The sequence below is a fragment of the Pseudaminobacter soli (ex Li et al. 2025) genome, from assembly GCF_029892515.1.
GTDB classification, from domain to species: Bacteria; Pseudomonadota; Alphaproteobacteria; order Rhizobiales; family Rhizobiaceae; genus Pseudaminobacter; species Pseudaminobacter soli_A.
The window spans coordinates 1,580,369-1,603,886 of record NZ_JARXVF010000001.1; the positions used below are offsets into that span (position 1 = coordinate 1,580,369).

The 23,518-nt window shown below is 65.0% G+C and carries 26 protein-coding genes and 1 other RNA gene; 10 read left to right on the forward strand and 17 right to left on the reverse strand.

Going from position 1 to position 23,518, the window contains the following annotated elements; translation table 11 throughout:
* Window positions 1-17: 17 nt before the first annotated feature.
* Complete coding sequence (locus M2281_RS07545; protein ID WP_280820445.1) at window positions 18-737, reverse strand: HAD family hydrolase; 720 nt, start codon at window positions 735-737, stop codon at window positions 18-20.
* Between the two features lie 83 nt (window positions 738-820).
* A complete protein-coding gene (locus M2281_RS07550; RefSeq protein WP_280820446.1) occupies window positions 821-1,849 on the reverse strand; it encodes a 2-dehydropantoate 2-reductase in 1,029 nt (342 codons plus the stop codon).
* A gap of 115 nt (window positions 1,850-1,964) precedes the next feature.
* Here M2281_RS07550 and dapE point away from each other — a divergent pair, with 115 nt between their 5' ends.
* Both dapE and M2281_RS07560 read left to right on the forward strand, forming a co-directional pair.
* The gene (dapE, locus tag M2281_RS07555) at window positions 1,965-3,158 is read left to right on the forward strand and encodes a succinyl-diaminopimelate desuccinylase (protein WP_280821148.1); all 1,194 of its coding nucleotides are present in this window, start codon (window positions 1,965-1,967) and stop codon (window positions 3,156-3,158) included.
* A gap of 2 nt (window positions 3,159-3,160) precedes the next feature.
* A complete protein-coding gene (locus M2281_RS07560; RefSeq protein ID WP_280820447.1) occupies window positions 3,161-3,757 on the forward strand; it encodes a transporter in 597 nt (198 codons plus the stop codon).
* Here M2281_RS07560 and truA read toward each other — a convergent pair.
* The 6 genes from truA to def form a co-directional block, all read right to left on the reverse strand.
* Entirely contained in the window at window positions 3,742-4,494 is a 753-nt protein-coding gene (gene truA, locus M2281_RS07565; protein ID WP_280820448.1) for a tRNA pseudouridine(38-40) synthase TruA, read from the reverse strand. The two genes, M2281_RS07560 and truA, sit on opposite strands and share 16 nt — an antisense overlap.
* 9 nt (window positions 4,495-4,503) lie before the next feature.
* A complete protein-coding gene (locus M2281_RS07570; protein WP_280820449.1) occupies window positions 4,504-5,004 on the reverse strand; it encodes a GNAT family N-acetyltransferase in 501 nt (166 codons plus the stop codon).
* Window positions 5,001-5,936, reverse strand: coding sequence for a methionyl-tRNA formyltransferase (gene fmt / locus M2281_RS07575; protein WP_280820450.1), 936 nt, complete (start codon window positions 5,934-5,936; stop codon window positions 5,001-5,003). Before fmt ends, M2281_RS07570 begins: the two co-directional genes overlap by 4 nt.
* Window positions 5,937-5,981: 45 nt before the next feature.
* Window positions 5,982-6,404 carry a type II toxin-antitoxin system VapC family toxin gene (locus M2281_RS07580; RefSeq protein ID WP_280820451.1) on the reverse strand — a complete coding sequence of 141 codons (423 nt, stop codon included), beginning with the start codon at window positions 6,402-6,404 and terminating at the stop codon, window positions 5,982-5,984.
* 3 nt (window positions 6,405-6,407) lie between these two features.
* Complete coding sequence (locus M2281_RS07585) at window positions 6,408-6,668, reverse strand: FitA-like ribbon-helix-helix domain-containing protein (protein ID WP_280820452.1); 261 nt, start codon at window positions 6,666-6,668, stop codon at window positions 6,408-6,410.
* A 66-nt stretch (window positions 6,669-6,734) separates the two neighbouring features.
* Window positions 6,735-7,265 carry a peptide deformylase gene (gene def, locus M2281_RS07590; RefSeq protein WP_280820453.1) on the reverse strand — a complete coding sequence of 177 codons (531 nt, stop codon included), beginning with the start codon at window positions 7,263-7,265 and terminating at the stop codon, window positions 6,735-6,737.
* Between the two features lie 101 nt (window positions 7,266-7,366).
* Here def and M2281_RS07595 point away from each other — a divergent pair, with 101 nt between their 5' ends.
* Together M2281_RS07595 and M2281_RS07600 are read left to right on the forward strand one after the other, a co-directional pair.
* On the forward strand, window positions 7,367-8,608 hold the full coding sequence (locus tag M2281_RS07595) for a DNA recombination protein RmuC (protein ID WP_280820454.1): 1,242 nt from the start codon (window positions 7,367-7,369) through the stop codon (window positions 8,606-8,608).
* A 137-nt stretch (window positions 8,609-8,745) separates the two neighbouring features.
* A complete protein-coding gene (locus M2281_RS07600) occupies window positions 8,746-8,874 on the forward strand; it encodes a hypothetical protein (protein ID WP_280820455.1) in 129 nt (42 codons plus the stop codon).
* An 88-nt stretch (window positions 8,875-8,962) separates the two neighbouring features.
* Here M2281_RS07600 and M2281_RS07605 read toward each other — a convergent pair whose 3' ends face one another.
* A complete protein-coding gene (locus tag M2281_RS07605) occupies window positions 8,963-9,385 on the reverse strand; it encodes a DUF6481 family protein (RefSeq protein ID WP_280820456.1) in 423 nt (140 codons plus the stop codon).
* A 236-nt stretch (window positions 9,386-9,621) separates the two neighbouring features.
* Here M2281_RS07605 and M2281_RS07610 point away from each other — a divergent pair, with 236 nt between their 5' ends.
* The 3 genes from M2281_RS07610 to M2281_RS07620 all read left to right on the forward strand — a co-directional run bounded on the left by M2281_RS07610 (window position 9,622) and on the right by M2281_RS07620 (window position 12,997).
* Window positions 9,622-10,677 carry an LLM class flavin-dependent oxidoreductase gene (locus tag M2281_RS07610; protein WP_280820457.1) on the forward strand — a complete coding sequence of 352 codons (1,056 nt, stop codon included), beginning with the start codon at window positions 9,622-9,624 and terminating at the stop codon, window positions 10,675-10,677.
* A gap of 76 nt (window positions 10,678-10,753) precedes the next feature.
* Entirely contained in the window at window positions 10,754-11,899 is a 1,146-nt protein-coding gene (locus tag M2281_RS07615) for an AI-2E family transporter (protein ID WP_280820458.1), read from the forward strand.
* Between the two features lie 96 nt (window positions 11,900-11,995).
* Window positions 11,996-12,997, forward strand: coding sequence for an LLM class flavin-dependent oxidoreductase (locus M2281_RS07620; RefSeq protein ID WP_280820459.1), 1,002 nt, complete (start codon window positions 11,996-11,998; stop codon window positions 12,995-12,997).
* Between the two features lie 12 nt (window positions 12,998-13,009).
* Here the strand turns inward: M2281_RS07620 and M2281_RS07625 are convergent, their stop codons facing one another.
* The 6 genes from M2281_RS07625 to ffs all read right to left on the reverse strand — a co-directional run bounded on the left by M2281_RS07625 (window position 13,010) and on the right by ffs (window position 19,224).
* Window positions 13,010-14,671 carry a phosphoethanolamine transferase gene (locus M2281_RS07625; RefSeq protein ID WP_280820460.1) on the reverse strand — a complete coding sequence of 554 codons (1,662 nt, stop codon included), beginning with the start codon at window positions 14,669-14,671 and terminating at the stop codon, window positions 13,010-13,012.
* 133 nt (window positions 14,672-14,804) lie between these two features.
* A complete protein-coding gene (locus tag M2281_RS07630; protein WP_425537709.1) occupies window positions 14,805-16,040 on the reverse strand; it encodes a lytic murein transglycosylase in 1,236 nt (411 codons plus the stop codon).
* 76 nt (window positions 16,041-16,116) lie between these two features.
* The gene (gene recR, locus M2281_RS07635; RefSeq protein WP_280820461.1) at window positions 16,117-16,722 is read right to left on the reverse strand and encodes a recombination mediator RecR; all 606 of its coding nucleotides are present in this window, start codon (window positions 16,720-16,722) and stop codon (window positions 16,117-16,119) included.
* A gap of 137 nt (window positions 16,723-16,859) precedes the next feature.
* A complete protein-coding gene (locus M2281_RS07640; protein ID WP_280820462.1) occupies window positions 16,860-17,183 on the reverse strand; it encodes a YbaB/EbfC family nucleoid-associated protein in 324 nt (107 codons plus the stop codon).
* Between the two features lie 21 nt (window positions 17,184-17,204).
* Complete coding sequence (locus M2281_RS07645) at window positions 17,205-19,013, reverse strand: DNA polymerase III subunit gamma/tau (RefSeq protein ID WP_280820463.1); 1,809 nt, start codon at window positions 19,011-19,013, stop codon at window positions 17,205-17,207.
* Between the two features lie 113 nt (window positions 19,014-19,126).
* An RNA gene (ffs, locus tag M2281_RS07650) (signal recognition particle sRNA small type) lies at window positions 19,127-19,224 on the reverse strand.
* 139 nt (window positions 19,225-19,363) lie between these two features.
* Between ffs and M2281_RS07655 the strand changes: the two genes are divergently transcribed.
* Genes M2281_RS07655 through M2281_RS07665 form a run of 3 tightly spaced genes read left to right on the forward strand, consistent with a single transcriptional unit; the run spans window position 19,364 to window position 21,697 of the window.
* Complete coding sequence (locus M2281_RS07655; RefSeq protein WP_280820464.1) at window positions 19,364-19,786, forward strand: HIT family protein; 423 nt, start codon at window positions 19,364-19,366, stop codon at window positions 19,784-19,786.
* A gap of 3 nt (window positions 19,787-19,789) precedes the next feature.
* Window positions 19,790-20,755, forward strand: a complete 966-nt coding sequence (gene nudC / locus M2281_RS07660; protein ID WP_280820465.1) for an NAD(+) diphosphatase — start codon at window positions 19,790-19,792, stop codon at window positions 20,753-20,755.
* Between the two features lie 60 nt (window positions 20,756-20,815).
* Window positions 20,816-21,697 carry a bifunctional helix-turn-helix transcriptional regulator/GNAT family N-acetyltransferase gene (locus tag M2281_RS07665; protein WP_280820466.1) on the forward strand — a complete coding sequence of 294 codons (882 nt, stop codon included), beginning with the start codon at window positions 20,816-20,818 and terminating at the stop codon, window positions 21,695-21,697.
* A 215-nt stretch (window positions 21,698-21,912) separates the two neighbouring features.
* Here M2281_RS07665 and M2281_RS07670 read toward each other — a convergent pair whose 3' ends face one another.
* On the reverse strand, window positions 21,913-22,773 hold the full coding sequence (locus M2281_RS07670) for a prephenate dehydratase (RefSeq protein WP_425537684.1): 861 nt from the start codon (window positions 22,771-22,773) through the stop codon (window positions 21,913-21,915).
* A 2-nt stretch (window positions 22,774-22,775) separates the two neighbouring features.
* Window positions 22,776-23,516 (reverse strand): 3-deoxy-manno-octulosonate cytidylyltransferase, encoded by a 741-nt coding sequence (locus M2281_RS07675; protein WP_280820467.1) that lies wholly within the window; start codon window positions 23,514-23,516, stop codon window positions 22,776-22,778.
* Between the last annotated feature and the right edge of the window lie 2 nt (window positions 23,517-23,518).

Below are 23,518 nucleotides of genomic sequence, written 5' to 3' on the forward strand. Positions count from 1 at the left end.
GCCTTCTCGGCGGCGACTCAGCCCTCCCGATCGACTGTATCGATCAGTTCGCCCAGTTCGCCCAGGTGCTCGATGCGGCGGAAGCGCGGAGCGCCGGTCGGCTCGTCGACATGTTCCAGCACCCAGGTCAGGTCGTGCGGGATGTAGACGCCCCAGCTGCCGGCCTCGATGGCCGGCACCACGTCGGATTTCAGCGAATTTCCCACCATCATGCTGCGCCCCGGCCCGTCGCCGTAGCGGGTGAAAATGCGCTGGTAAGTGGCCGCCGTCTTGTCGCTGACGATCTCCACCGCATCGAACAGCTCGCCCAGGCCCGATTGCGCCAGCTTGCGCTCCTGGTCGAACAGGTCGCCCTTGGTGATCAGCACCAGCCGGTAGTTGCCCGCCAGCAATTCCAGCGTCTCGCGAACATGCGGCAGCGTCTCCACCGGATGGCTCAGCATGTCGCGGCCGGCATCGAGGATTTCGCGAATCACCTTGGGCGGCAGCTTGCCGCCGCTGATCTCCAGCGCCGTCTCGATCATCGAAAGGGTGAACCCCTTGATACCGAAACCGTAGAGCGCGAGGTTGCGCCTTTCGGCCTCCAGCAGCCGCGCCTCGATGTCATGGCCCTCGGCATGCTCGGCTAGCAGCAGCGCAAACTGCTTCTCCGTCCGGCGAAAGAACAGCTCGTTCTGCCACAGCGTGTCGTCGGCATCGAAACCGATGGTGGACAAGGAAGGGCGAGCTGACGGCATTTGTTCAAAAACTCCTGATTGCTGGGCCTATGTTAGGGCGTGAGGCGAGTGCCGTCCAATGCGTCGAGTCGCAGACGGCGACCTCAGCGGCCGATCCCGTCCAACACAGCCTCCGGCGAAAGTTGCGGCGAGCCGGCCTCGTTGGCCTCTGCTGCTTCGACCAATCGCATGATGCGCTGGGTGAGCGGCACTGGCGTCCCCGTATCCGCGGCCAGTCGCATGATCTTGCCCTGGAATTCGGCGATCTCCGTCGGTCGGCCGCGCTCCAGGTCATCCCACATCGAAGCGCGCGCCTCGGGGTCGACCATCAGCATCCGCCTCGCCACCAGCCTGAACAGCCAGTCGGGCAGGCGCAGGATCTTCGGCAGCAGCGAGGGGCGCAGGCCGCCGATCCGGCCCGGCGTGATCGAGGCCGCCCTCAACACCGCCAGCGCCTCGTCGATCTGGCGGGCGAGAATCAGCCTCCAGCGGCGATCCGCCAGCTCGGTCGCCAACGGCAAGCCCGACAGCGCCACCAAGGCATTGTTGAGATTGAACAAAAGCTTGCCCCACAGCACCGCCCGCATGTCGGCATGCGCCTGAACCGAAAAGCCGGCGACATCCAAAAGCTCGGCGAGACCCGACACGCCGCTTTCGATCAGCGCCGCCCCCTCGGTGGCGCGGTGCACGTGCAGGGACTCGCCCCCGTTTTTCTGGACGACGTTGAAGGCGACCATGCCGGCCAGCACCCACCGGCTGCCAACAAGAGCCTGCAGCCTGCCGACATTGTCGACGCCGTTCTGCAGGCTGACGATGACCGCATCGGGCGGCGCATGCGCGGCGATCAGCCCGCCCATCTCCTCCGTCGCGCCGCTCTTGACGGTAACTAGCACCACGCTTGCGTCGGTGAGCGCCTCTGCCGGATCGGTGGTTGCGTGGATCGCCCCGGCGTCCAGCAGGCGGTCGCGGCCGTCGAGATCGCTGACGCGCAAGCCCCCGGCGCGCAGCCTCGCCTCGATGTTCGGCCGGCAGAGGAAGCGCACCTTGCGGCCCGCCACCGCCAGGCAGCCGCCGGCATAGCAGCCGATGCTGCCGGCGCCTGCGATGACGATCTGACTGTCCTTGTCGGCCATAGAAAATCTCTTTCGCCGCAACGTTATACGGCACGAAAACCATGATGCCGGCAAGCCTTTGGCAGTCCGCATGTCGCGCGTGACAGAACCGGCGCTTTCGACTATCCCTCACCGCATGATGCTGCCAAAAGATCCCGCCGAAAACCTCGCCGCCCTGATCCGCTGCCCCTCCGTCACGCCTGCCGAAGGCGGCGCGCTGACCGCGCTCGAAGCCATGCTGAAGCCGCTGGGCTTCACGGTCGAGCGGCCGGTGTTTTCCGAGGACGGCACGCCCGATATCGAAAACCTCTACGCCCGGCTCTCCGGCAACGGCCCGCATCTGATGTTTGCGGGGCATACCGACGTGGTGCCGGTTGGCGATGAGGCAGCCTGGAAGCACCCGCCCTTTTCGGCGACCGTCGACAATGGCGAGATGTATGGCCGCGGCGCCGTCGACATGAAGGGCGGCATCGCCTGCTTCGTGGCAGCCCTTGCCCGCCACATCGAAACACACGGCAAACCGAAGGGCTCGATCTCCCTGCTGATCACCGGCGACGAGGAAGGCCCGGCCATCAACGGCACCACCAAGCTGCTCGACTGGGCAGCCGGCAAGGGCGAGAAGTGGGACGCCTCGATCGTCGGCGAGCCCACCAATCCCGACGCGCTCGGCGACATGATCAAGATCGGCCGCCGCGGCTCGCTCTCCGGCACCATCACCGTGAACGGCCGCCAGGGCCACGCCGCCTATCCGCATCTGGCGGACAACCCGGTGCGCGGCCTGATGACCCTGGTCGACGCGCTGCTGGTGCCTGATTTCGACGAGGGCACCAAGGATTTCCAGCCGACCAATCTCGAAGTGACCACGATCGACGTCGGCAATCCGGCCACCAACGTCATCCCGGCCAAGGCGAGCGCCAGCTTCAACATCCGCTTCAACGACACCTGGGGCGCCGAAACCATCCAGGCCGAGATCCACAACCGGCTCGACGTCGCCTGCGGCCGCAAGAAATACCGCAAGGGCCGCAAGGAGCCGATTGAGTTCGAGCTTACCTGGCGCGACGGGCCGAGCCACGTCTTCCTCACCCGCGACGAAAAGCTGATCGAGACGCTGAGCGGCTCGGTCGAGGCCGTCACCGGCCGCAAGCCGGGGCTGTCGACCTCCGGCGGCACCTCCGACGCGCGCTTCATCAAGGATCACTGCCCGGTGGTCGAATTCGGCCTCGTCGGCAAGACCATGCACATGGTCGACGAACGGGTCGCAGTTGCCGATCTCGAAACACTGACCGATATCTACGGCCGGTTCATACAGGACTGGTTCGAACGAGGCTGATTATGCCGCCCGCCGATGACATCCAGCGATTTATGGTCGGCGCCTGGCGGCTGATGACCGGCAAGCGCGACGGGCTGTCGCTGCTCGACGTTTCGGCGGACGGGTTCTGGAATTCGTTCTTCGCCATCATCATCGCCCTGCCGCCGCTGGTCGTCGACTGGGTCGGCACGGCCAACGAGCTCGGCGACGACCCCGCTGCCTCGGCCAGCCGCTTCTCCTATCTCCTGCGCCTGGCGGTGGTGGAGATGGGTGTCTGGATCCTGCCCCTGATTGCGCTGGCGCTCGCCGCGCCGCTCGCCGGCATTCGCGACCGTTTTGTCCAGTATGTCGTCGCCTTCAACTGGGGCTCGGCCATCCTCGCCTGGCTGGTGCTGCCCGCGGCGCTGCTAAAGCTGCTGCTCACCTCCAGCTCGGCCTTGTTCCTGACGGTCTCGTTCGGCCTGTTCGCGCTTTCGATGGTGCTGACCTGGCGGCTTACGAATGTCGTCATCGCACGCGGCCCGGCCATGGGCAGCGCGGTGTTTGCGGCCATGTTCGCGGCCTCGGTCATCGTGCTCGTGGTGCTGCAGTCCGCGCTCGGAATCTACGTACCGAGATAATCGACCTTGGTCAGGTAAAGCCCCTGCGGCGGCGCCACCGTACCGCAGGCAGCCCTGTCCTTCGCCTCCAGCGCGTCCTTCACATCCTTGGGCGTCCAGGCGCCCTCGCCCACCCGCTTGAGGGTGCCAACCATGGAGCGCACCTGGTTGTGCAGGAAGGAGCGGGCCGCGGCGTGGATCTCGATCGCCTCGCCATTCCGCACCACGTCGAAACGGTCGAGCGTGCGCACCGGGCTTGCCGCCTGGCATTGCTGCGAGCGGAAGGTCGTGAAATCGTGCCGGCCGACCAGAACCTGCGCGGCCTCCTGCATGGCATCCACATCGAGGCGTTTCTGCACCAGCCAGACGCGCTTGGCCTCAAGTGCTGCCGGCGCGCGGCGATTGAGGATGCGGTAGAGATATTGCCGGCCCGTGGCCGAGAAGCGGGCGTCGAAATCATCGGGCACGGTGCACGCGGCCAGGATGGACACCGCCTCGCCCGCCATCTGCAGATGCGCGTTCACTGCATCGCGCACCGTGTCGTCGCGCCAGCCCTTTTCGAGGTCGACATGGCCGACCTGTCCGGTCGCGTGCACGCCGGCGTCCGTGCGGCCGGCGCCGCGCAGCGTCACTTCCTGGCCGGAAAAGCCCTTGATGGCCTGTTCGATGGCTCCTTGAACCGTGGCTGGGCCGTCCTGGCGCTGCCAGCCGGCATAGGCGGTTCCATCATATTCGATGTCGAGGCGGTATCGCGGCACGTTTTGTCCTTACCAGCCGGCAAATGCACGAGGATGGGCCAGCTGGCCGCTGGTCGGGGCCTCGCCCCAATAAAGTGCCTGCATGGCATCCCCCTGATAGTCGCTTTCGAATTTTTCCGCACCCGCCCGGGCATAGCCGAAACGGCCGTAGTAGTCGGGATCGCCCACTACCACGGCGAGCCTTTCACCGCGCTCCTTCAGGATTTCGTGCCCGCACCGCACCAGTGCGCTGCCGACACCCTGCCCCTGATAGTCCGGGTCCACTGCCAGTGGCGCCAGCGAAACCGCGTCGAATGGTTGGCCGTCGGGGTCGACCAGCAGCCGCGAGAAAAGCACGTGGCCGACGATGCGGCCATCCCTTTCGGCGACCAGTTCCAGCAGCCCCTCGCCATCGGCCACGACGCGCTCGACCAGATCGGCCTCATGCTTGCGCCCGAAGGCGCGCTCCTCGACGCCGAAAATTGCCTTGCGATCCTCGGGTGCTGCCTGCCTTACGGTTACCGTGCTCATGAAAGTGTTCCTCCCTTGTCGAGCTTGGCCCCGCGCAAAAACTCCTCCGCTGAAATGATTTTACCGCCCGCGCGCTGTACTTCCAGCAGGCGCACGGCTCCCTCGCCGCAGGCAACCGTGAGATTTCCGTCGAGAATCGCGCCCGGCCCGCCGGCTCCCTGCGCAAACGTCGACCGCAGCACCTTCAGCCGCTCTACCTTGCCGCCGATCGTCACCTCACACCAGGCGCCGGGAAAGGGCGACAGGCCGCGAATATGGTTGTGCACTTCGGCGGCCGGCAGCGCCCAGTCGATGCGGGTTTCGGCCTTGTCAATCTTCTTGGCATAGACGACGCCATCCTCGGGCTGCGCCCTCAAAGGCAGGTCGGCTTGCTCGACCTTCGCCAACGCCTCGACCATCAGCCCGGCGCCCTGCTCCATCAGGCGGTCGTGCAGTTCGCCCGCCGTCATGTCGGGGGCGATCTCGACCTTCGCGGTCAGCGCCACCGGGCCGGTGTCGAGCCCGACATCCATCTTCATGACCATCATGCCGGTCTCGCCGTCGCCGGCCATGATGGCGCGCTGGATCGGCGCGGCGCCGCGCCAGCGCGGCAGCAGCGAAGCGTGGCCGTTGTAACAGCCGAGCCGCGTGCCTTCGAGAATGGCCTTCGGCAAAAGCAGCCCATAGGCCACAACCACGGCGACATCAGCACCGAGCGCGCGAAACGCTTCCTGCTCGTCCTGGCCCTTCAGCGACAGCGGCGTGCGCACTTCGACGCCCAGCCTTTCGGCCTCGCGCTGCACCGGCGACGGCGTCAGCTCCAGCCCGCGACGGCCGGCCGGACGTGGCGGCTGGGTGTAGACGCAGACCACCTCATGCCCGGCAGCCGCGATTGCGGCCAGCGTCGGCACGGAAAAATCCGGCGTACCCATGAAGATGACGCGAAGCGGCATTCTGATCCCAATCCGGCTGTTTGTCGTCGCGCGTCGCCGCGCCGGCTACTTACCCGCTTCAAACGGGTTTACGAGCCTCAGGTCAAGTCCGTCGAAGTCGCGGACATTTCGCGTGGCCAAAGTGGCATCGTTGACGAGGCAGATCGCGGCGATCATGGCGTCCTTCGTCTCGATCGGGCGGCCCGCCAGCCGGCGTTGCGCGGTTATCTGCCCGTAGCGCTCGGCCATGGCCTCGCCAAAGCCGAGGATTCGCCCCGCGAATTCGTCGCGAATCCCGCCGATGGATTGTATCAGACCCTGCCGTCTCGATCCGTCCTGCACCAGATAGGCGCCGAAATAGAGCTCGGCCAGAACCACGGTTGACAGGAACAGACGCTGCAGTTCCTGCCCGTTAAGCCAGTCGAGGACAATTTCGCTCGGCCGCCTGGAAAAACTGTCCGATACGACATTCGTGTCCAGAACGATCATGGCCTAGCTGAAATCCGGCGGCTCGCGATCGGCTTCCTTGCGGGACGCATTGATCGCAGCAAGCTCTTCGTCGGTGAAGAAATTGTCCCGCACCAAGGCCCGCAGGACATCGCCGGCCCTGCGGTTGCTTGCCAGTTCATGGGCAAGCCCGCTTCTGATCTGGACGATCGCTTCCTCGGACAGGCTGCGCCGATTGCGGCGCGCATGTTCCTCGAGGCTGCGCTTCAGCTCTTCGTCAATTCCACGGATCAGCATGTCGCCCATGACGACCTCCGCTTGATATCAGCGATATCATAGTGGCCGCAGGCGTGATTTTCAACGATTCGGGTATTACCCGACCAGGCGGCTCGGCGGACGGTCCTTGGCCAGCTTCTTGAACTTGCGCATCACCATGTCGCGCTTCAACCGCGAGATGTGGTCGATGAACAGCACGCCGTTGAGGTGGTCGATTTCGTGTTGCAGGCAGGTGGCCAGGAGGCCTTCGGCAGTGATCTCCTGCTGCTTGCCGTCGCGGTCGAGGAATTTCGCGCGCACCGTGGCCGGGCGTTCGACCTCGGCATAATAGTCCGGGATCGACAGGCAGCCTTCCTCATAGGTCGAGCGCTCGTCCGAGCTGTTCACGATCTCGGGGTTCACCACGACCATCGGTGCCGGCTCTTCGCCTTCCTTGGCAAGGTCGATCACCAGCAGGCGCAGCGGAATGCCGACCTGGATGGCGGCCAGCCCGATGCCCGGCGCGTCATACATGGTTTCCAGCATGTCGTCGGCCAGCTTGCGCAGGTCGTTATCCACGCGCTCGACCGGCTTGGAAAGCTGGCGCAGGACAGGATCGGGAAGGATGATCAGCGGCTTTATCGTCATGCGCCTCACCTAAGACTTAGCAGGAAAGGCGTCAACTGCTCCCTCCGCGAATGTTCTTGTTTTGATCTTTTCTATACTGCCGAATCGCGTATCTTGCGCGGATGAGCGACCTGCCCACACTTCTTTCGCAACCTGCCTTCCGGCTTGGCGCCAGCACGCTGACGCTGGGCGAGATGCTGCTGGCTTTCGGGCTGGCCTTGCTGGCCCTGCTGGCGATCCTGACCATTGCGCTGTTGCGTTCGTCCCGCTCGCGGGCGGTTGCTGCCGCCGAGGCCGAGATGCGGATGGGCGCGATCCTGCAGGCGCAGGCCCAGATGCAGGGCCGCATGGGCGCCATGGCCGAAGTGTTCGGCGCGCGGCAGGCCGAACTCACCCAGTCGCTCAGCCAGCGGCTCGATGCCATGACCGGCCGCCTCGGCCAGACCATGAGCGAGCAGACCAAATCCACCCACGAAAGCCTGGCCAAGCTGCAGGAGCGGCTTGCCGTCATCGACACGGCGCAGAACAACATCCAGTCGCTGGCCGGCCAGGTAGTGCAGCTGCAGGCGATCCTCTCCAACAAGCAGACGCGCGGCGCCTTCGGCCAGTCGCGCATGGAGGCGATCGTCGCCGACGGGCTGCCGCATGGCGCCTATGAATTCCAGGCGACACTGTCCAACGGCAACCGGCCGGACTGCCTGGTGCGGATGCCCAACGGCGCGCCGTCGCTGGTCATCGACGCCAAGTTTCCGCTGGAAGCCTGGAACGCCATCCGCGCTGCAGAAGGCCCGGAAGCCCAAAAGCTCGCCGCCCAGCCCTTCCGCCGCGATGTCGAGATCCACATCCGGGACATTTCGGAAAAATACCTGATCAGCGGCGAGACGCAGGACACGGCCTTCATGTTCGTGCCGTCCGAATCGGTCTTCAGCGAGATCCATGAGAATTTCGAGGCGCTGGTGCATCGGGCACACAAGGCGCGCGTGGTCATCGTCTCGCCCTCGCTGCTGATGCTGTCGATCCAGGTCATCCAGGCGATCCTGAAGGATGCGCGCATGCGCGAGCAGGCGCATCTGATCCAGGGCGAGGTGATCCGGCTGATGGAGGACGTTTCCCGGCTCGACGAGCGCGTGCGCCGGCTGCAGGGCCATTTCGGCCAGACCGCCAAGGACATCGACGACATCCTGACCTCGACCGGCAAGATCACGCGGCGCGGCGCGAAGATCGAGACGCTGGAGCTCGGCGACGAGACCGCAGGCAGCGGCGAGCCGACGCCCCCGACCGCCCGAAACGAGCCCCCGCGGCGCATGGCCGATTCCAAGACCGGGCAGTTGCGGCTGATGGTGACGGACGGCGACGAGGGTTGAACATCAGGGTCGGATCGGAGCGGTCCGAAGGCCGGAGCGCCGCCTCTCCGGCGGCTTCGCCTGCAGTTAAAGCTGCCTCTTGCCCTCGACGCGATACGTTGGTTCACTAGCTCCATAGTTCATTGGAGGAGCTGACCATGGCCAAAGGTCAATTGCGCAGCAACAAGGAACCTCGGAAGCCCAAGAAGGACGCGAAGAAGCACGCCGCCGAACCTGCGCTCAAGCCGCAGCCGGTCCAGGCAACCAGATTGAAAGACAAAAAATAGCCAGCCCGCCCGCATCGCCCCCGGAGCCTAGCCGCCGGGTCGCGATGCGCAGGATCAATAGGCTATTGCTGTTGAGCCGAGCCGCGCGTCAGCGCGGGGGCAGTGGCATGCGGCCGTTGCGTGCCTTGCGCGCGGCATAGCGCGCATCGCGCTTGGCCTTGCGTGCAGCCTCGTCGGAAAGCTCGAGCGCGAGGCGTTCGGTTTCCTCAGCTTCGAGACGCGCCCGCTCGGCAGCGGCGGCTTCTTCTGCCACCCTGCGTGCTTCAGCCTCGGCGGCCTGGCGCACGGCCTTTTCGGCAGCTTCGCGAGCCAGCTTTTCCCGCTTCAGACGCGCCTTCTCGGCCTCGCGGATCGCGCGGGCCTCGAGGATCGCCTGGCGTTCGGCCTTGCGAGCCTGCACCTCCGGGTCGTCTTCGTCCGGCCGTGCCTTGAACCTTTCAAGGAGAGCCTTTTTTGCTTCGGTCGCGGCGTTGCGCCGCTCGGTGAAGTCCTTTTCCCTATAAATTGCCAATTTTCGCCTTCAAGTCTCTTATAATTGCGAGCCGTCTACATACGCGGCAGAGCCCAGAGTTCAAGCCCGAATTCGGCATTTCTGCCATGCAAGCGACGTTTGTTGCCTCTGGGAAACGGTTTTTGCGCGCCCGCGCGAGTTTCAAGTCGACGTGCTGTGCCACTGGTTTCGGCGCCCGCGCATAGCTACCTCTAGGGTTTGGTGACGCATTAGGCAAAGCGGTTTCGAGGTTTGCCATGGAAATCGGCATCTACACCTTCGCGGATGTGAGCCCCAAGCCGGGGCCAGACGCGGTCACGCCCCACCAGCGCCTGCGCAACCTGATGGAAGAGATCGAGCTTGCCGACAAGGTCGGGCTCGACGTGTTCGGCCTGGGCGAGCATCACCGGCCCGACTACGCCGCCTCGGCGCCCGCCGTCGCGCTGGCCGCCGCCGCCGAGCACACCAAGCGCATAAAGCTCACCAGCGCGGTCACGGTGCTGTCGTCGGACGATCCGGTGCGCGTCTTCCAGCAGTTCGCCACGCTCGACCTGATTTCAGGCGGCCGGGCTGAGATCATGGCCGGGCGCGGCTCGTTCATCGAATCCTTCCCGCTGTTCGGCTACCGGCTCGAGGATTACGACCAGCTCTTCGAGGAAAAGCTCGAGCTGCTGCTTGCCCTGCGCGACAGCGAGCGCGTGACATGGGCCGGCGAGATGCGGCCGGCGATCAACGACCGCGGCGTCTATCCGCGCCCCTTGCAGGAGAAGCTGCCGATCTGGATCGCGGTGGGCGGCACGCCCACGTCGGTGGCACGGGCCGGCGCGCTCGGCCTGCCGCTGGCGCTCGCCATCATCGGCGGCGAGCCGGCGCGCTTTGCGCCGCTGTTCGAGCTCTACCGCGAGGCTGCGCTCCGAGCCAGCCAGGACACGGCTACGCTCGCTACCAGCCTCAACGTGCACGGTTTCGTCGGCGAGACCACCGAACAGGCCGCCGACGATTTCTACGCGCCGCAGGCGGAGGTCATGGACCGTATCGGCCGCGAACGCGGCTGGGGCCCCACCAACCGGGCGCATTTCGACCAGGCTCGCGGCCCGCGCGGCGCGCTGTTCGTCGGAAGCCCCGAGCAGGTGGCCGAAAAGATCGTCAACACCCACAAACTATTCAACAACGACCGCTTCCTTTTGCAGATGGCCATCGGCACCATGCCGCATGCCAAGATCATGAAGGCCATCGAGCTGTTTGGCACCAAGGTCGCCCCGCTCGTGCGCCGCGAGGTCGAGGCAAAGCAGCCGTCGCTGGCCGCCAGCTGACGGAACCTTACCCGCCTAGTCGCATTCTTCGCCCCGAAGGGAGACTCGCCGCGAGGTGTTCCAAGGGGGACCGCACATGGCCAATGGGCCGGCCGAACCTGTCGCACCAGATGCGGCGCAGACCGCGTCCGATATCAAGCTTATCCGCGCGCTGCTGATTGGCATTTTCGCGCTGCTGGCGATCTACGCCCTCTATTTCGGGCGCGATTTCTTCCTGCCGGTGGTGCTGGCCTGCCTGCTGACACTGATGCTGACGCCGATCGTCCGCTTCCTGCGCCGGCACGGCATTCCCGAACCCGTCTCGGCAACCTTCCTGGTCCTCATCTCGGTCATCATCGTCGGCACCGCCGGCTACCTGCTTAGCGGCCCGGTCATCAAGCTCATCGACGATGCCCCGGCGATCGGCAACCAGCTCACCGAGCGACTGGCCAAGCTGCGCGAGCCCTTCGAAAAGATGATGAATATCACGCACCAGGTCGAACAGGTGGCCGAAAGCGCGCAGGAGCCCGGCGTGCAGCGTGTGGTCATCGCGCAACCGGGCATCATCTCGCATGCCGCCGCCGACCTCATCTCGATGAGCGCCACGCCGGCGATCACCTTCGTGCTGTCGCTGTTCCTGCTCGCCTCGGGCACGCTGTTCTACCAGAAGATCGTACAGTCCTTCACCCGGCTCAGCGAGAAGAAGCGCGCGATGCGCATCGTCTACGACATCGAGCGCGAAATCTCGCACTACCTGCTCACGATCACGCTGATCAATGTCGGGCTGGGCACCGTCATCGGGCTGGGCATGTGGGCCATCGGCATGCCCACGCCCTTCGTCTGGGGCGCCACGGCGGCGCTGCTCAACTTCCTGCCCTATATCGGCGCGGCCATGAACATCGCGCTGGTGGCGGTGATTGCCATCGTGTCGTTCGACAGCCTGCTCTATGCGATGCTCGCCCCCCTGTTCGTGGTCTGCTGCAACATCATAGAGGGCCAGTTCGTCACGCCGATGATCGTCGGGCGGCGACTGGAAATCAACGCGGTTTCCATCTTCGTCGCGGTTGCTTTCTGGTCGTGGCTATGGGGCCTGATCGGGGCACTTATCGCGGTGCCGCTCCTGGTGGTCATCAAGGTGTTCTGCGACCACTTGGACGGTCTGCGCCATGTCGGCAATTTCCTCGCGGCCGAACAGACTGTCGAAAACGGCAGTGAAGAAGAGGAGCGCGTGCCGGCGAAGTAGGACACGACCGCCGAACGGTCGGACCAGCCGCGAGCGCCACCTTTGCGAAGCCGTTAGCGGTTCCTATATCCGGCCCTCGTGCCCAAGGAGATCGCCATGACACCGCTTTCCGTTCTCGACCTGTCGCCGATCACCGAGGGCAGCACCGCCTCGCAGTCGCTTGCCAACACGCTCGACCTCGCCCGCAACGCCGAGCGCCTCGGCTACAGGCGCTACTGGCTGGCCGAGCACCACAACATGCCGGGCATCGCCAGCGCAGCCACCTCCGTGGTCATCGCCCATGTCGCGGCCGGTACCAGCACCATCCGCGTCGGCGCCGGCGGCATCATGCTGCCCAACCACGCGCCGCTGGTGATCGCCGAGCAGTTCGGCACGCTTGCCGCCCTTCATCCCGGCCGCATCGATCTCGGCCTTGGCCGCGCGCCGGGTACCGACATACTGACCGCGCGCGCCTTGCGCCGCAACCTCGACGCCGGTGTCGACAGTTTCCCGCAGGACGTGGTCGAGCTCATGAACTATTTCGCGCCCGCGGAGCCGGGCCAGCGCCTGCGCGCCGTGCCGGGCGAAGGCCAGGACGTGCAGATGTGGGTGCTCGGCTCCAGCCTCTATGGCGCCCAGCTCGCCGCCATACTCGGCCTGCCCTATGCCTTCGCCTCGCATTTCGCGCCGGCCGAGATGGAAAACGCTATTGCCCTCTACCGCTCACGCTTCCAGCCGTCCGAGCGGCTCGACAAGCCGCATGTGATGCTGGGCCTGAACGTATTTGCCGCCGAGACGGACGCCGAGGCAAAACTCCTCTTCAGCTCGCTGCAGCAGGCCTTCGTCAATTTGCGCACCGGCCATCCCGGGCCCCTGCCCGCCCCGGTCGAGAATTACGACCGGGACCTCGACCCAACCGCCCGCACCATGCTGGCGCAGGCGCTGTCCTGCGCGGTGGTCGGCTCGCCCGAAACGGTGCGGCGCGGCCTTGAGGCTTTCATCGCGCGGACCGGCGCCGACGAGCTGATGGTGACGGCGCAGATCTTCGACCACAAGGCGCGGGTGCGCTCGTTCGAGATCCTCGCCGACGTTCACCGCGAGCTTTCGCAGGCGGCTTAGGCCGCTTAGCGGCTACTGCAGGAGGATCGGGTCGGTTCCCTGGCCTGCAGGCGTGGAGCCGCGGCAGGGCGCGAAGGAATCGGGCAGAATGTCGTAGACCTTGGTCTTGACGTTCATCATGCCAAGTATGGTGTCGAACATGTTGTCATGCGAGAAGCTGTCGCCGATCTTGCTTCGCACGCATGACTGATCGAGCCCGATGGTGCTGGCGAAATCGTCCGAAAACCAGACGATGAAGGGGACACGCTTCTGCGTGTCCGGCGCCAGGAAATAGGGCGCATCGTGCAGGTAAAGCTTGTTTTCGCCGAGCGACTCGCCGTGGTCGGACATGTAGTACATGGCCGAGGCGAACTCGTCGTCGTGCTCCTTGAGAGTATCGATTATCGAAGCCAGGATGTGGTCGGTGTACAGGATGGTGTTGTCGTAGGCGTTCACCAACTCGTCCATTGTGCATTCCGTCACCTCCGCCTTATGGCAGGCAGGCCGGAAGTGTTCGAATTCCTCGGGATAGCGCTGATAGTAGGCGGGGCCGCGGCTGCCTATGGTGTGAAGCACCAGAACGGCATTGTCCTGCAAGTCATGCAGCCGCAAGCGCAGCTTGTCCACCAGCACCTGGTCGAAGCATTTGTCGGCCTTGCAAAGGTCCGGATCGGTCGCTTCGTCCGAGCTAAGCTCGACGGTGGGGATGCGGTCGGCCACGTTCTGCGAGCCGGTGTTGTTGTCCCACCATTCCACGGTCAGCCCGGCGTGCTTCAGCACATCGACGAGGTTTTCCCAGCCGAGCGCCTCCCTCCTCGTGAAGTCCTCGCGGTTGAGATGCGAGAACATGCACAGGACCGAAACGCTGACCGACGTGCCGCAGCTCGTCACATTGGTGAAGGCGATGACATTGCGCGCGGCGAGCTTGGGATTGGTGTCGCGCTCATAGCCGTTGAGGGTGAAATTCTGCGCCCGCGCCGAGTCGCCCACGACCAGCACCGTCAGCATCTTCTTTTTGGAGGCGGTGACGTGCGGCCCGATCCTGGCATCAACGCCGTAGGGCCTGGCAACGATGGTGGCATAGCGGAACTGCCGCAGCCCATCGTCTACCGCACTGACCAGCCCCGCCGCCGGGTTCAGATAGGCCATCGCCACGTCCCGGTTGCGTTCCCAGAACGGCCGGTAAATGCCGAGATTGGTAACGATGATCAGCCCCGCCAGCGCCAGCAGACCAAAGCCGATCACGGTGTTGATCTTGACCCTTTGCCGGAACGGCAGGTGAACCGGCCGCACCCAGGCAATCAGCAGGCTGGGAATGACGCCGTAGAGCAGCATGTGCCGCAGGAAGGGCGCGGTGGTCAGCTGGGCAAGATCCTGCCCGGTCGTTTGGGGCAGGCTCTGGATCATGTCGCGGTCCATGACCACGCCGAACCTGTCGGTGAAATAGGACACGCCGGCAGCAACCAGCACCACGGCGATGAACACTGGCTTGATCACATAGGGCGCGGAAAAGACCAGCAGAACGACGCCGTAGATGATGAGCAACACGGCACCCAGCAGGATCAGGTGGACCGGGTCGCCGGCAAACTCCCCCGACACCTTGTTCCAGAAGGTGTGGTTGCAAAGGAAAAGCACGTAGGCCGCAACCAGGATCGTCAGCATTTTGCTTCCGATGGCGGGACGGCGGAAGTTCATGGTCTCTCGCTCGGTTCGCTCCGATTCGGACTCAGGCCAAGGCAATTGTGACCCTGTTATGGCAAAGCCCGTCCAATTGCAGCGATTGCTACAATTGGCGGCAGGCCAAGCCTTTCGCGCTACCTCACAAGGGCTATTTCATCGCCTCGACCAACCCCTTGTCGGGGAAGCAGGTGGCGGCACGGCCATTCTTGGCCTGCCAGTCGCCGATCGAGCGGCGCGTCTTGAAGCCCGGCAGGCCGTCGGCGCTGCCGACGTCATAGCCTGCCTTCTCCAGCCCGCGCTGCATGGCGGCGATGTCGGAGCGGTAAAGTTCGTCCACCTTGCCCCACTCGCCGACGAACGGCTCGTCGCCATTGGCGATACGGTCGGCGCCATGAGCGATGAACAGCGCGTATAGGTCGCTCTGATTATACTCCTTGAGCACGTAAAAGTTAGGCGTGACGATGAAGGCCGGGCCGTTGCGGCCGGCCGGCATCAGCAGAAAGCTCTGCTCACGCATCTCGCTTGCCGGGAACGGCTTGCCGCCCACGCGCTTGATGCCCATCGCCGCCCATTCGGATATTTTTTTGCCCTTGTCCGGCCCTTCGAGCGCACAGGAAACGCTTGCCGGCACGGTGACTTCAAAGCCCCAGTCGCGGCCCTTCACCCAGCCGTAGTGGACGAGATAGTTGGCGATGGAAGCCAACGTATCGGGCGTCGAGTTCCAGATGTCAGGATGGCCGTTGCCGTCGAAATCGATGGCATGCTGGAGATATTTGGACGGCATGAACTGCGGCTGGCCGAGCGCGCCGGCCCAGGACGACTTCATCGACTTCACGTCCGCCAGCCGCTTCTCGACGATTTCGAGCGCGGCCAGCACCTCGGTGCGGAACATCTCCTTGCGGGTCGACATGAAGGCCTTGGTGCCCAGCACCTCGAAGGCGTTGTAGGGGATCTTTACCGTGCCGAAGCCGGATTCCCGGCCCCAGATTGCCAGCAGCACCGGCCCTGGCACGCCAAAGCGCTTTTCGATCGCGGCAAGCGTCTTGGCGTTCTCCACGGCCCGCGTGCGGGCACCTGCGGTAACGGTGGCAAGCGGCGCGAAATAGTTGCCGGGCGAGCCGAATTCGGCCTGATGCTGCTTCTGCGGCGTCGTCGGCTTGGTACCCGGCATCACGAGGTCCGGCAGCTTCTGATTGGGCTTTATCCCGGCAAAGGCGGCGTCGAAGGTCTTTTGGGAGATGCCGCGCTTCTTGGCCTCGGGCCAAAGGTCGTTCTGCAGCCAGGCGCGGAACTGGTCGTCGATCTGCGCAGCGGCGGCCGGGCGCGCCACGAACTGGGCGGCCGCGAGCAGGAGGCAAAGGATCAGCGGCAGGCCGAGCAGCATGCGCATCAGGCCGGAGTAAGCAGAGGAAAGAGCCACAGTTTCAGACTTCATCTTCCCCCCTTGCCCGCAAAATGCGTCAGAAAGCCGTCCGCGATCTCAGCGCCGCGGCCAGCGTTCCCTCGTCGAGATAGTCGAGCTCGCCGCCCACCGGCACGCCATGTGCCAGGCGCGTCACCTTCACGTCGAACCCCGCAAGCTGGTCGGTCAGGTAGTGCGCCGTGGTCTGGCCCTCGACGGTGGCGTTGACAGCGATGATCACTTCCTTGATCGCGCCTTCGGAGACGCGCTGCACCAGCTGCTTGACGTTGAGCTGGTCGGGGCCGATGCCGTCGAGCGGCGACAGCGTGCCGCCAAGCACGTGGTAGAGCGCGTTCATGGCCCCGGCGCGTTCGAGCGCCCAGAGGTCGGCGACCTCCTCGACCACGATCACGGTCGCCGGATCGCGGCGCGGATCGGTGCAGACCGTGCAAGGGTCGACGGTGTCGACATTGCCGCATGTGGAGCAGACGCGCACCTTCTCCGCCGCCTCGCCCATGGCCGAAGCCAACGGCACCATCAGCTGCTCCTTCTTCTTGATCAGGTGCAGCGCCGCGCGGCGCGCCGAGCGCGGCCCCAGCCCTGGCACCTTGGCAAGGAGCTGGATCAGACGTTCGATTTCGGGGCCGGCGATTCTCTTGGACATGTCTATGATTTAGCGCAGACAGCGACAAAGCCGCACGAAAATTCGCACGGCTTTGTCAGCAGAGGTGTGATTTGCAACGGGCTACCCGGCCTGAATACCGTATCGGCGAACTGGCCAGGCGGAGCTTGCGGCCCGACTTAGAATGGCAGCCTCATGCCGGGCGGGATCGGCAGGCCGGCGGTCAGCGCCTTGGTCTTTTCCTGCATGGTCGCCTCGACCTTGGCCTTGGCATCGTTATGGGCGGCGATGATCAGGTCCTCGAGGATCTCGCCCTCGTCCTCCTTGAGCAGGGACGGGTCGATCTTCAGCGACTTCATCTCGAACTTGCCGGAAATGGTCACCTGCACCAGCCCGCCGCCGGCCTGGCCGGTGGCTTCCAGCGTGGCGACCTCTTCCTGCATGGCCTGGAACTTGGCCTGCATTTCCTTCGCCTTGCCCATAAGGCCGAGAAGATCCTTCATGATCGGTAGTCCTTGTGTTGGTCAGTTCTCGTCGTCGTCTTCGACCGGCGGCTCGGCCGGCATGTCGGCATCGCCGTCCTCGACCTCCGGCGCATCGGGGATGCGCACGTCGATGATCTTGGCGCCCGGGAATTTTGCGAGGATCGCCGCCACCGTCGGGTCCGCCTTGGCATCGAGCAGAGCGTTTTCGCGCCGCTCGTTTTCCTTCTCGGCGATCGTCTGCCCGCCCGCCTCGCGCGACAGCGCCACCATCCAGTGGCGGCCGGTCCAGGCCTTCAGCTTCACCGTCAGGTCGTTGAGCAGCGTCTTGGGCGCTTCGTCCGTCAGGTTCACGTCGAGCCGGCCCGGCTCGACCCTGACCAACCGCACGCAGCGCTTGATCAGCACCTTGAGCGCCATGTCGCGATGGGAATCCGCAAGCGCGGTGAGATCGGCCAGCGATTTGATCGGCACGGCGGCCGGTTCCTCGACCGCCGGCGGCGCATAAAAGACCGGCGCGGGCTCGTTCGCCACCAGCCGCATGGTCTGGCCGCCGCCATTGGTCGTCTGCATCACCGTCTGCGAGACGGCGCTGGCGCCATTGCCGGGACCGCCGGAAGACAGAGGCAAGCCCGAGGGGCGTTGTCCCCCACCGTTGGGCAGCGGCACGCCGTCGCCCAGCGACTTCAGCGCTTCGTCCAGCGTCGGCAGGTCGGCCGCATGCGCGAGGCGGATCAACACCATCTCGGCGGCGCTGATCGGCCGGTTGGACGACTGCACCTCGGGAATGCCCTTGAGCAGCATCTGCCACGCGCGCGACAGCACGCGGATCGAAAGATTCTGCGAAAATTCCAGCCCGCGTACGCGCTCGTCTTCGCTGAGCGATGCGTCCTCGGCGGCCGAGGGTACAAAGCGCATGCGGGTGACCAGATGGTTGAACTCGGCAAGGTCGGTCAGCACGGCGACCGGGTCGGCGCCGACGTCATAGAGCGCGCGCAGGCCCAGAAGCGCGGATGCGGCGTCGCCCTTCATCACATGCTCGAATAGGTCGACGATGCGCGCGCGGTCGGCAAGGCCCAGCATGGCGCGCACGGCCTCGGCGGTGACACTGCCGGCGCCATGGGCGATCGCCTGGTCGAAGATCGACAGCGAATCGCGCGCCGAGCCTTCCGCGGCACGGGCGATCATGGCGAGTGCGGTATCCTCGACATCGATGCCTTCCTGGCCGGCGATGTTACGCAGATGGCCGACCAGCATGCCGGCGTCGATGCGGCGCAGGTCGAAGCGCTGGCAGCGCGACAGGACCGTGATCGGCACTTTCCGAATCTCGGTGGTGGCGAAGATGAACTTCACATGCGGCGGTGGCTCTTCCAGCGTCTTCAGCAGGCCGTTGAAGGCCTGCGTGGAGAGCATGTGCACCTCGTCGATGATGTAGACCTTGTAGCGCGCCGAAACGGGCGCGTAGCGCACCTGCTCGATGATGTCGCGAATGTCGTCGATGCCGGTGTGCGAGGCAGCGTCCATCTCGATCACGTCGGGATGGCGGCCTTCCATGATCGCCTGGCAGTGCTCGCCGGGAATGGTGAGGTCGACTGAGGGCTGGTTGATCTCCGCCGTCTTGTAGTTCAGCGCGCGCGCCAGGATACGGGCGGTGGTGGTCTTGCCCACGCCGCGCACGCCGGTCAGCATCCAGGCCTGAGCGATTCGGCCGGACGAGAAGGCGTTGGTCAGCGTGCGGACCATCGGCTCCTGGCCGATCAGCGCGTTGAAATCGGTGGGACGGTATTTGCGCGCGAGCACGCGGTAGGCGCCGGCGGCCTTCGTCTGCTGGTCGTTTCCGGCTTCGCTCATCCGCTCTTCAGGTGCTCCATGGGCCGCTTCGGGAGATCGGCCGATCCTGCAGTGTCTCCGCACAGCCAAAGGCCGTCAATCTGCGGCGAGCCGGGCGGACAATCGGCGAAGAGGTGGGAGGCTGGAACAGTGACCCGTTCCGGGGCTCGTTAGGGCTGCTTCCTTCCGGACCTGACCCGGTTGGCGAGTGGATCGTCCACCACCAACCTCCCGTCCCCCATATCGGCAATTGTGCAATCAAATGCAAGAGCCCTGAAAAAGGAGTCGTAACATTCATTCTGCCGCATGATTCGCTTGCAGGCTGCCAGTCCGCACTCTAGCTTTTCATTAAGAGAAGAAGGGAAACGCCGATGGTGCCTGGCCTCAAGGCCGGATTCGAGCTCGATGCCAAGCTGGAGGCCGACAGCGAGCCTCTGATGTGGCTGGGTCTCTGCGAATTGCGGATCATGAACGATAAACGCTGGCCGTGGCTGCTTCTGGTGCCGCAGCGGCCGGGCGTGGAGGAAATCCACGACATGACGCCCCTCGACCAGGCGATGCTGACCTTCGAATGCAACACGGTGGCGCACACGCTGAAGACCGTGACCGGCTGCACCAAGATCAATACCGGCGCGCTGGGCAACATCGTGAGGCAGCTGCACGTCCACGTCATCGCCCGCAACGAGGGCGATCCGGGCTGGCCTGGCCCGGTCTGGGGTCACGGCATGCGCGAACCCTATGCGCGGCCCGACCTGCACGGCTTCTCCGAAAAACTCCGCTCTGCGATGCGATAGCCCATGCTCGATTCAGCGGATCTTCGGACGACGTTTCGCCTGTTCGGTGCGCCCGAGCGCGAAGCCAGCCAGTTCGTCGGCTTTGCCGGCAACAGCATCGACCGCCAGGCCGAGAATCGCGACGACCGCTCCATCGGCAAGGCGCTGGCCAACCCGTCCGCACGCCTTTTGCTGATGCGCGACGGGCGGCTGCACATGACGCTCGCCGACGGGGCCTTTTATCCCTATTTCAGCCTCGCCGAAGCCGACACGCTCGGTGCCCGCCTCGACCAGATCGTGCTGCTCGGCTTTTCCGAATCGGGACCCATACTGGCCGCGCCGGCCGGACTGGCGGCCGAAAGGCTGCCCGAAACGATCAAGGCCATCGACTACCGCTCAATTTATGTGCAGGGCCTTATCGACCCGGCTGCACTCGGCGCGATGGCGCAGGGCGCCTCGCTGCTTGCCTGGCACGGCACACACCGCTTCTGCGGCCGCTGCGGCCACAACACCGAAAGCCGGCTCGGCGGCTACAAGCGCGTCTGCCTCAATTGCAATGCCGAGCATTTCCCGCGCACCGACCCGGTGGCGATCATGCTGACGGTGACACCCTACAAATGCCTGCTCGGCCGCGGGCGGCACTTCGCGCCCGGCATGTATTCGGCGCTGGCCGGCTTCATCGAGCCCGGCGAGACCATCGAGGCGGCGGTGCGGCGCGAAACTCTCGAAGAGGCAGGCATCCGGCTTGGCCGCGTCATCTACCACGCAAGCCAGCCCTGGCCCTTCCCGCACACGCTGATGATCGGCTGCTTCGGCGAGGCGCTGACCGAAGAGATCCACGCCGATTTCAACGAGCTGGAAGACTGCCGCTGGTTCTTGCCCGACGAGGTGCGCGCCATGCTAGCCGGCACCCATCCCGACGGACTTTGCGTACCGCCCCCGGGCGCCATCGCCCACCACCTGATCCGGGAATGGGCCGATACCGCGTGATTGCCTGACTAGAGTCAGATAATTCTTGCCTTTCGCATATTACCTGACTAACGTCAGGCAATGAACAACCCGCGCATCACCCAAATCCGCAGCTTCAACCGCGCCGTGACACGCCGGATCGGCGCGCTGGAGGAAAGCTATCTCAGCCGCGGGCGCCCGCTTAGCGAAGCGCGGCTGCTGTTCGAAATCGGGCCGGAAGGCGCAGCACTCGGCGCGCTCCGTTCAAAGCTCGGGCTCGATTCGGGCTATCTCAGCCGCATGCTACGCTCGCTCGAGGCACAGGGGCTCGTGTCGGTAGACAAGCTCGATGGCGATGCCCGCAGCCGTTACGCGGCGCTGACCGACAAGGGCCGCGCGGAACACGCCGCCTATGACGCCCTGTCGGACAAGCTGGCGAACTCCATTCTCGAACCGCTTTCGGAAACCGGGCGCGGCCGGCTTGTCGCCGCGATGGCGGAGGTCGAGCACCTGCTTGCCGCGGCCTCGATCACGCTCGACGAGGAAGCCGCCGACAGCGGCGAAGCGCGGCAATGCCTGGCGCGCTATTTCGACGAGCTCGCGCAGCGTTTCGAGGAAGGCTTTGACCAAGGCAAGGGCAACACGACCACCGAGGAAGAGTTCACCCCGCCGCACGGCACTTTCGTGATCGCCCGGCTCGACGGAAGCCCCGTCGGCTGCGCGGCCCTGCGCATGATCGACGCCACGACCGCCGAGATAAAGCGCATGTGGGTTTCGCCTGCCGCACGCGGGCTCGGCCTTGCCAGCCGCATGCTGCGCAAGCTCGAAGCGATCGCCAAGGATTTCGGCGCCGAAACGGTGTGCCTCGACACCAACCGCGCGCTCAAGGAGGCGCAGTCTCTCTACCGCCGCGAAGGATATGAAGAGATCGCGCGCTTCAACGACAACCCTTACGCCGACCACTGGTTCTCGAAGCGGCTGTAGGCCGCATCAAGGCCAGGCAATCGCAAATCACCCCCACCCCTAACCCCTCCCCACAAGGGGGAGGGGAACCGGTTTTCATCTCCGCCTGGCGAAAGCCCTCTGCGATGTTGCGCTGTGTGGGCACAGAAATCCCCCTCCCCCTTGTGGGGAGGGGTTAGGGGTGGGGGGGGGTGCGAAACGCGCCCATCCCCATTCCATAGGAAATCGCCCTGGCCTCAGGCGTCTGCGTCCTGCGTGGCGCGGAACTCGTTGGCCGGATAGACGCCGAGAATGCGCACTTCACGCGAGAAGAAGCGCAGCTCCTCCAGCGCGTTCTTGACGCTCTGGTCATCGGGATGGCCTTCGACGTCGGCGTAAAACTGCGTCGCGGTGAAGGCGCCGAGCTGGTAGCTCTCCAGCTTGGTCATGTTCACGCCATTGGTGGCAAAGCCGCCCATGGCCTTGTAGAGCGCGGCCGGCACGTTGCGCACGCGGAACACGAAGGTGGTGACCATCGGCACGCCGGCCTTTTGCTCGGCCCACTGCTTGGTCTTGGACAGCACCACGAAGCGGGTGACGTTGTTGTCGGTGTCCTCGACATTCTCTTCCAGCATGTCGAGCCCGTAGAGGTCAGCCGCGAGCCGCGGTGCAAGGGCGGCCATGGTGCGGTTCTGCGTCTCGGACACCAGCTTGGCCGCACCCGCCGTGTCGCCCGCCACCATCGGCTTCCAGCCGTTCTTGCGGATATATTTGCGGCACTGGCCCAGCGCGTGGATGTGGCTGTGCACCGTCTTGATCTCCGAGCGCTGCACGCCCGGCAGCACCATCAGCTGAAAATGGATCGGCAGAAAATATTCGCCAACGATGTGCAGCTTCGATTCGGGCAGCAGGTGGTGAATGTCGGCCACGCGGCCTGCGATCGTGTTCTCGATCGGGATCATGGCGAGATCGGCCTTGCCCGTCTCCACCGCATTAAACGCATCCTCAAAGGTCGGGCACGGCAACGGCTCCATGGTCGGATAGACGTTGCGGCAGGCGGTGTCGGAGTTCGCACCCGGCTCGCCCTGGAAGGAAATGCGGTTGGTCTTTTCAGCCATGATCAGGCCCTGTCCTGCTTGGAAAGAATTTCGCGGGCGCGCTCCAGATCCTCTGGCGTATCGACGCCGAGCGGCACAGTCGCGACGATTTCGGCATCGATGCACATGCCCGCTTCAAGGGCGCGCAGCTGCTCCAGCTTCTCGCGCCGTTCGAGCGGCGATGGCTTCAGCTTGACGAAGCGCTCGAGTGCGGCGCGGCGATAGGCATAAAGCCCGATGTGATGAAACAGCGGCCCCTCGCCCCACGGCGCGGTGGCGCGGGTAAAGTAGAGTGCGCGCAGCCGGCTTTCCGAGCGCGGCGAGCCGACGATCTTGACCACATTCGGATTGGTCTTTTCTTCCTCGCGCTCGATCTCGACGCCCAGCGTTGCGATATCCACCGCCGGGTCCTCGAAGGGCCTCAGCGCGGCCGCAATCGTTTCGGGATCGATGGTGGGCAGGTCGCCCTGCACATTGAGAATGGTTTCGACCTCGCCCTTGGGGTCGAGCGTGCTCAGGGCCTCGAAAATTCGGTCCGAGCCCGATTCGTGATCGGCCCGCGTCATCACCGCCTCGTGGCGGTGGGCGCGCACCGCCTCGGCGATCTCGGCTGCGTCGGTGGCCACCACTACGCGGCCGAGCCCGCTCTTCTGCGCGCGGTCGGCAACATGCACGATCATGGGACGGCCGCAAATGTCGGCCAGCGGCTTGTCCGGAAGGCGCGTGGCGCGCAGGCGTGCGGGAATCAGGATGAGCTGCGACATGG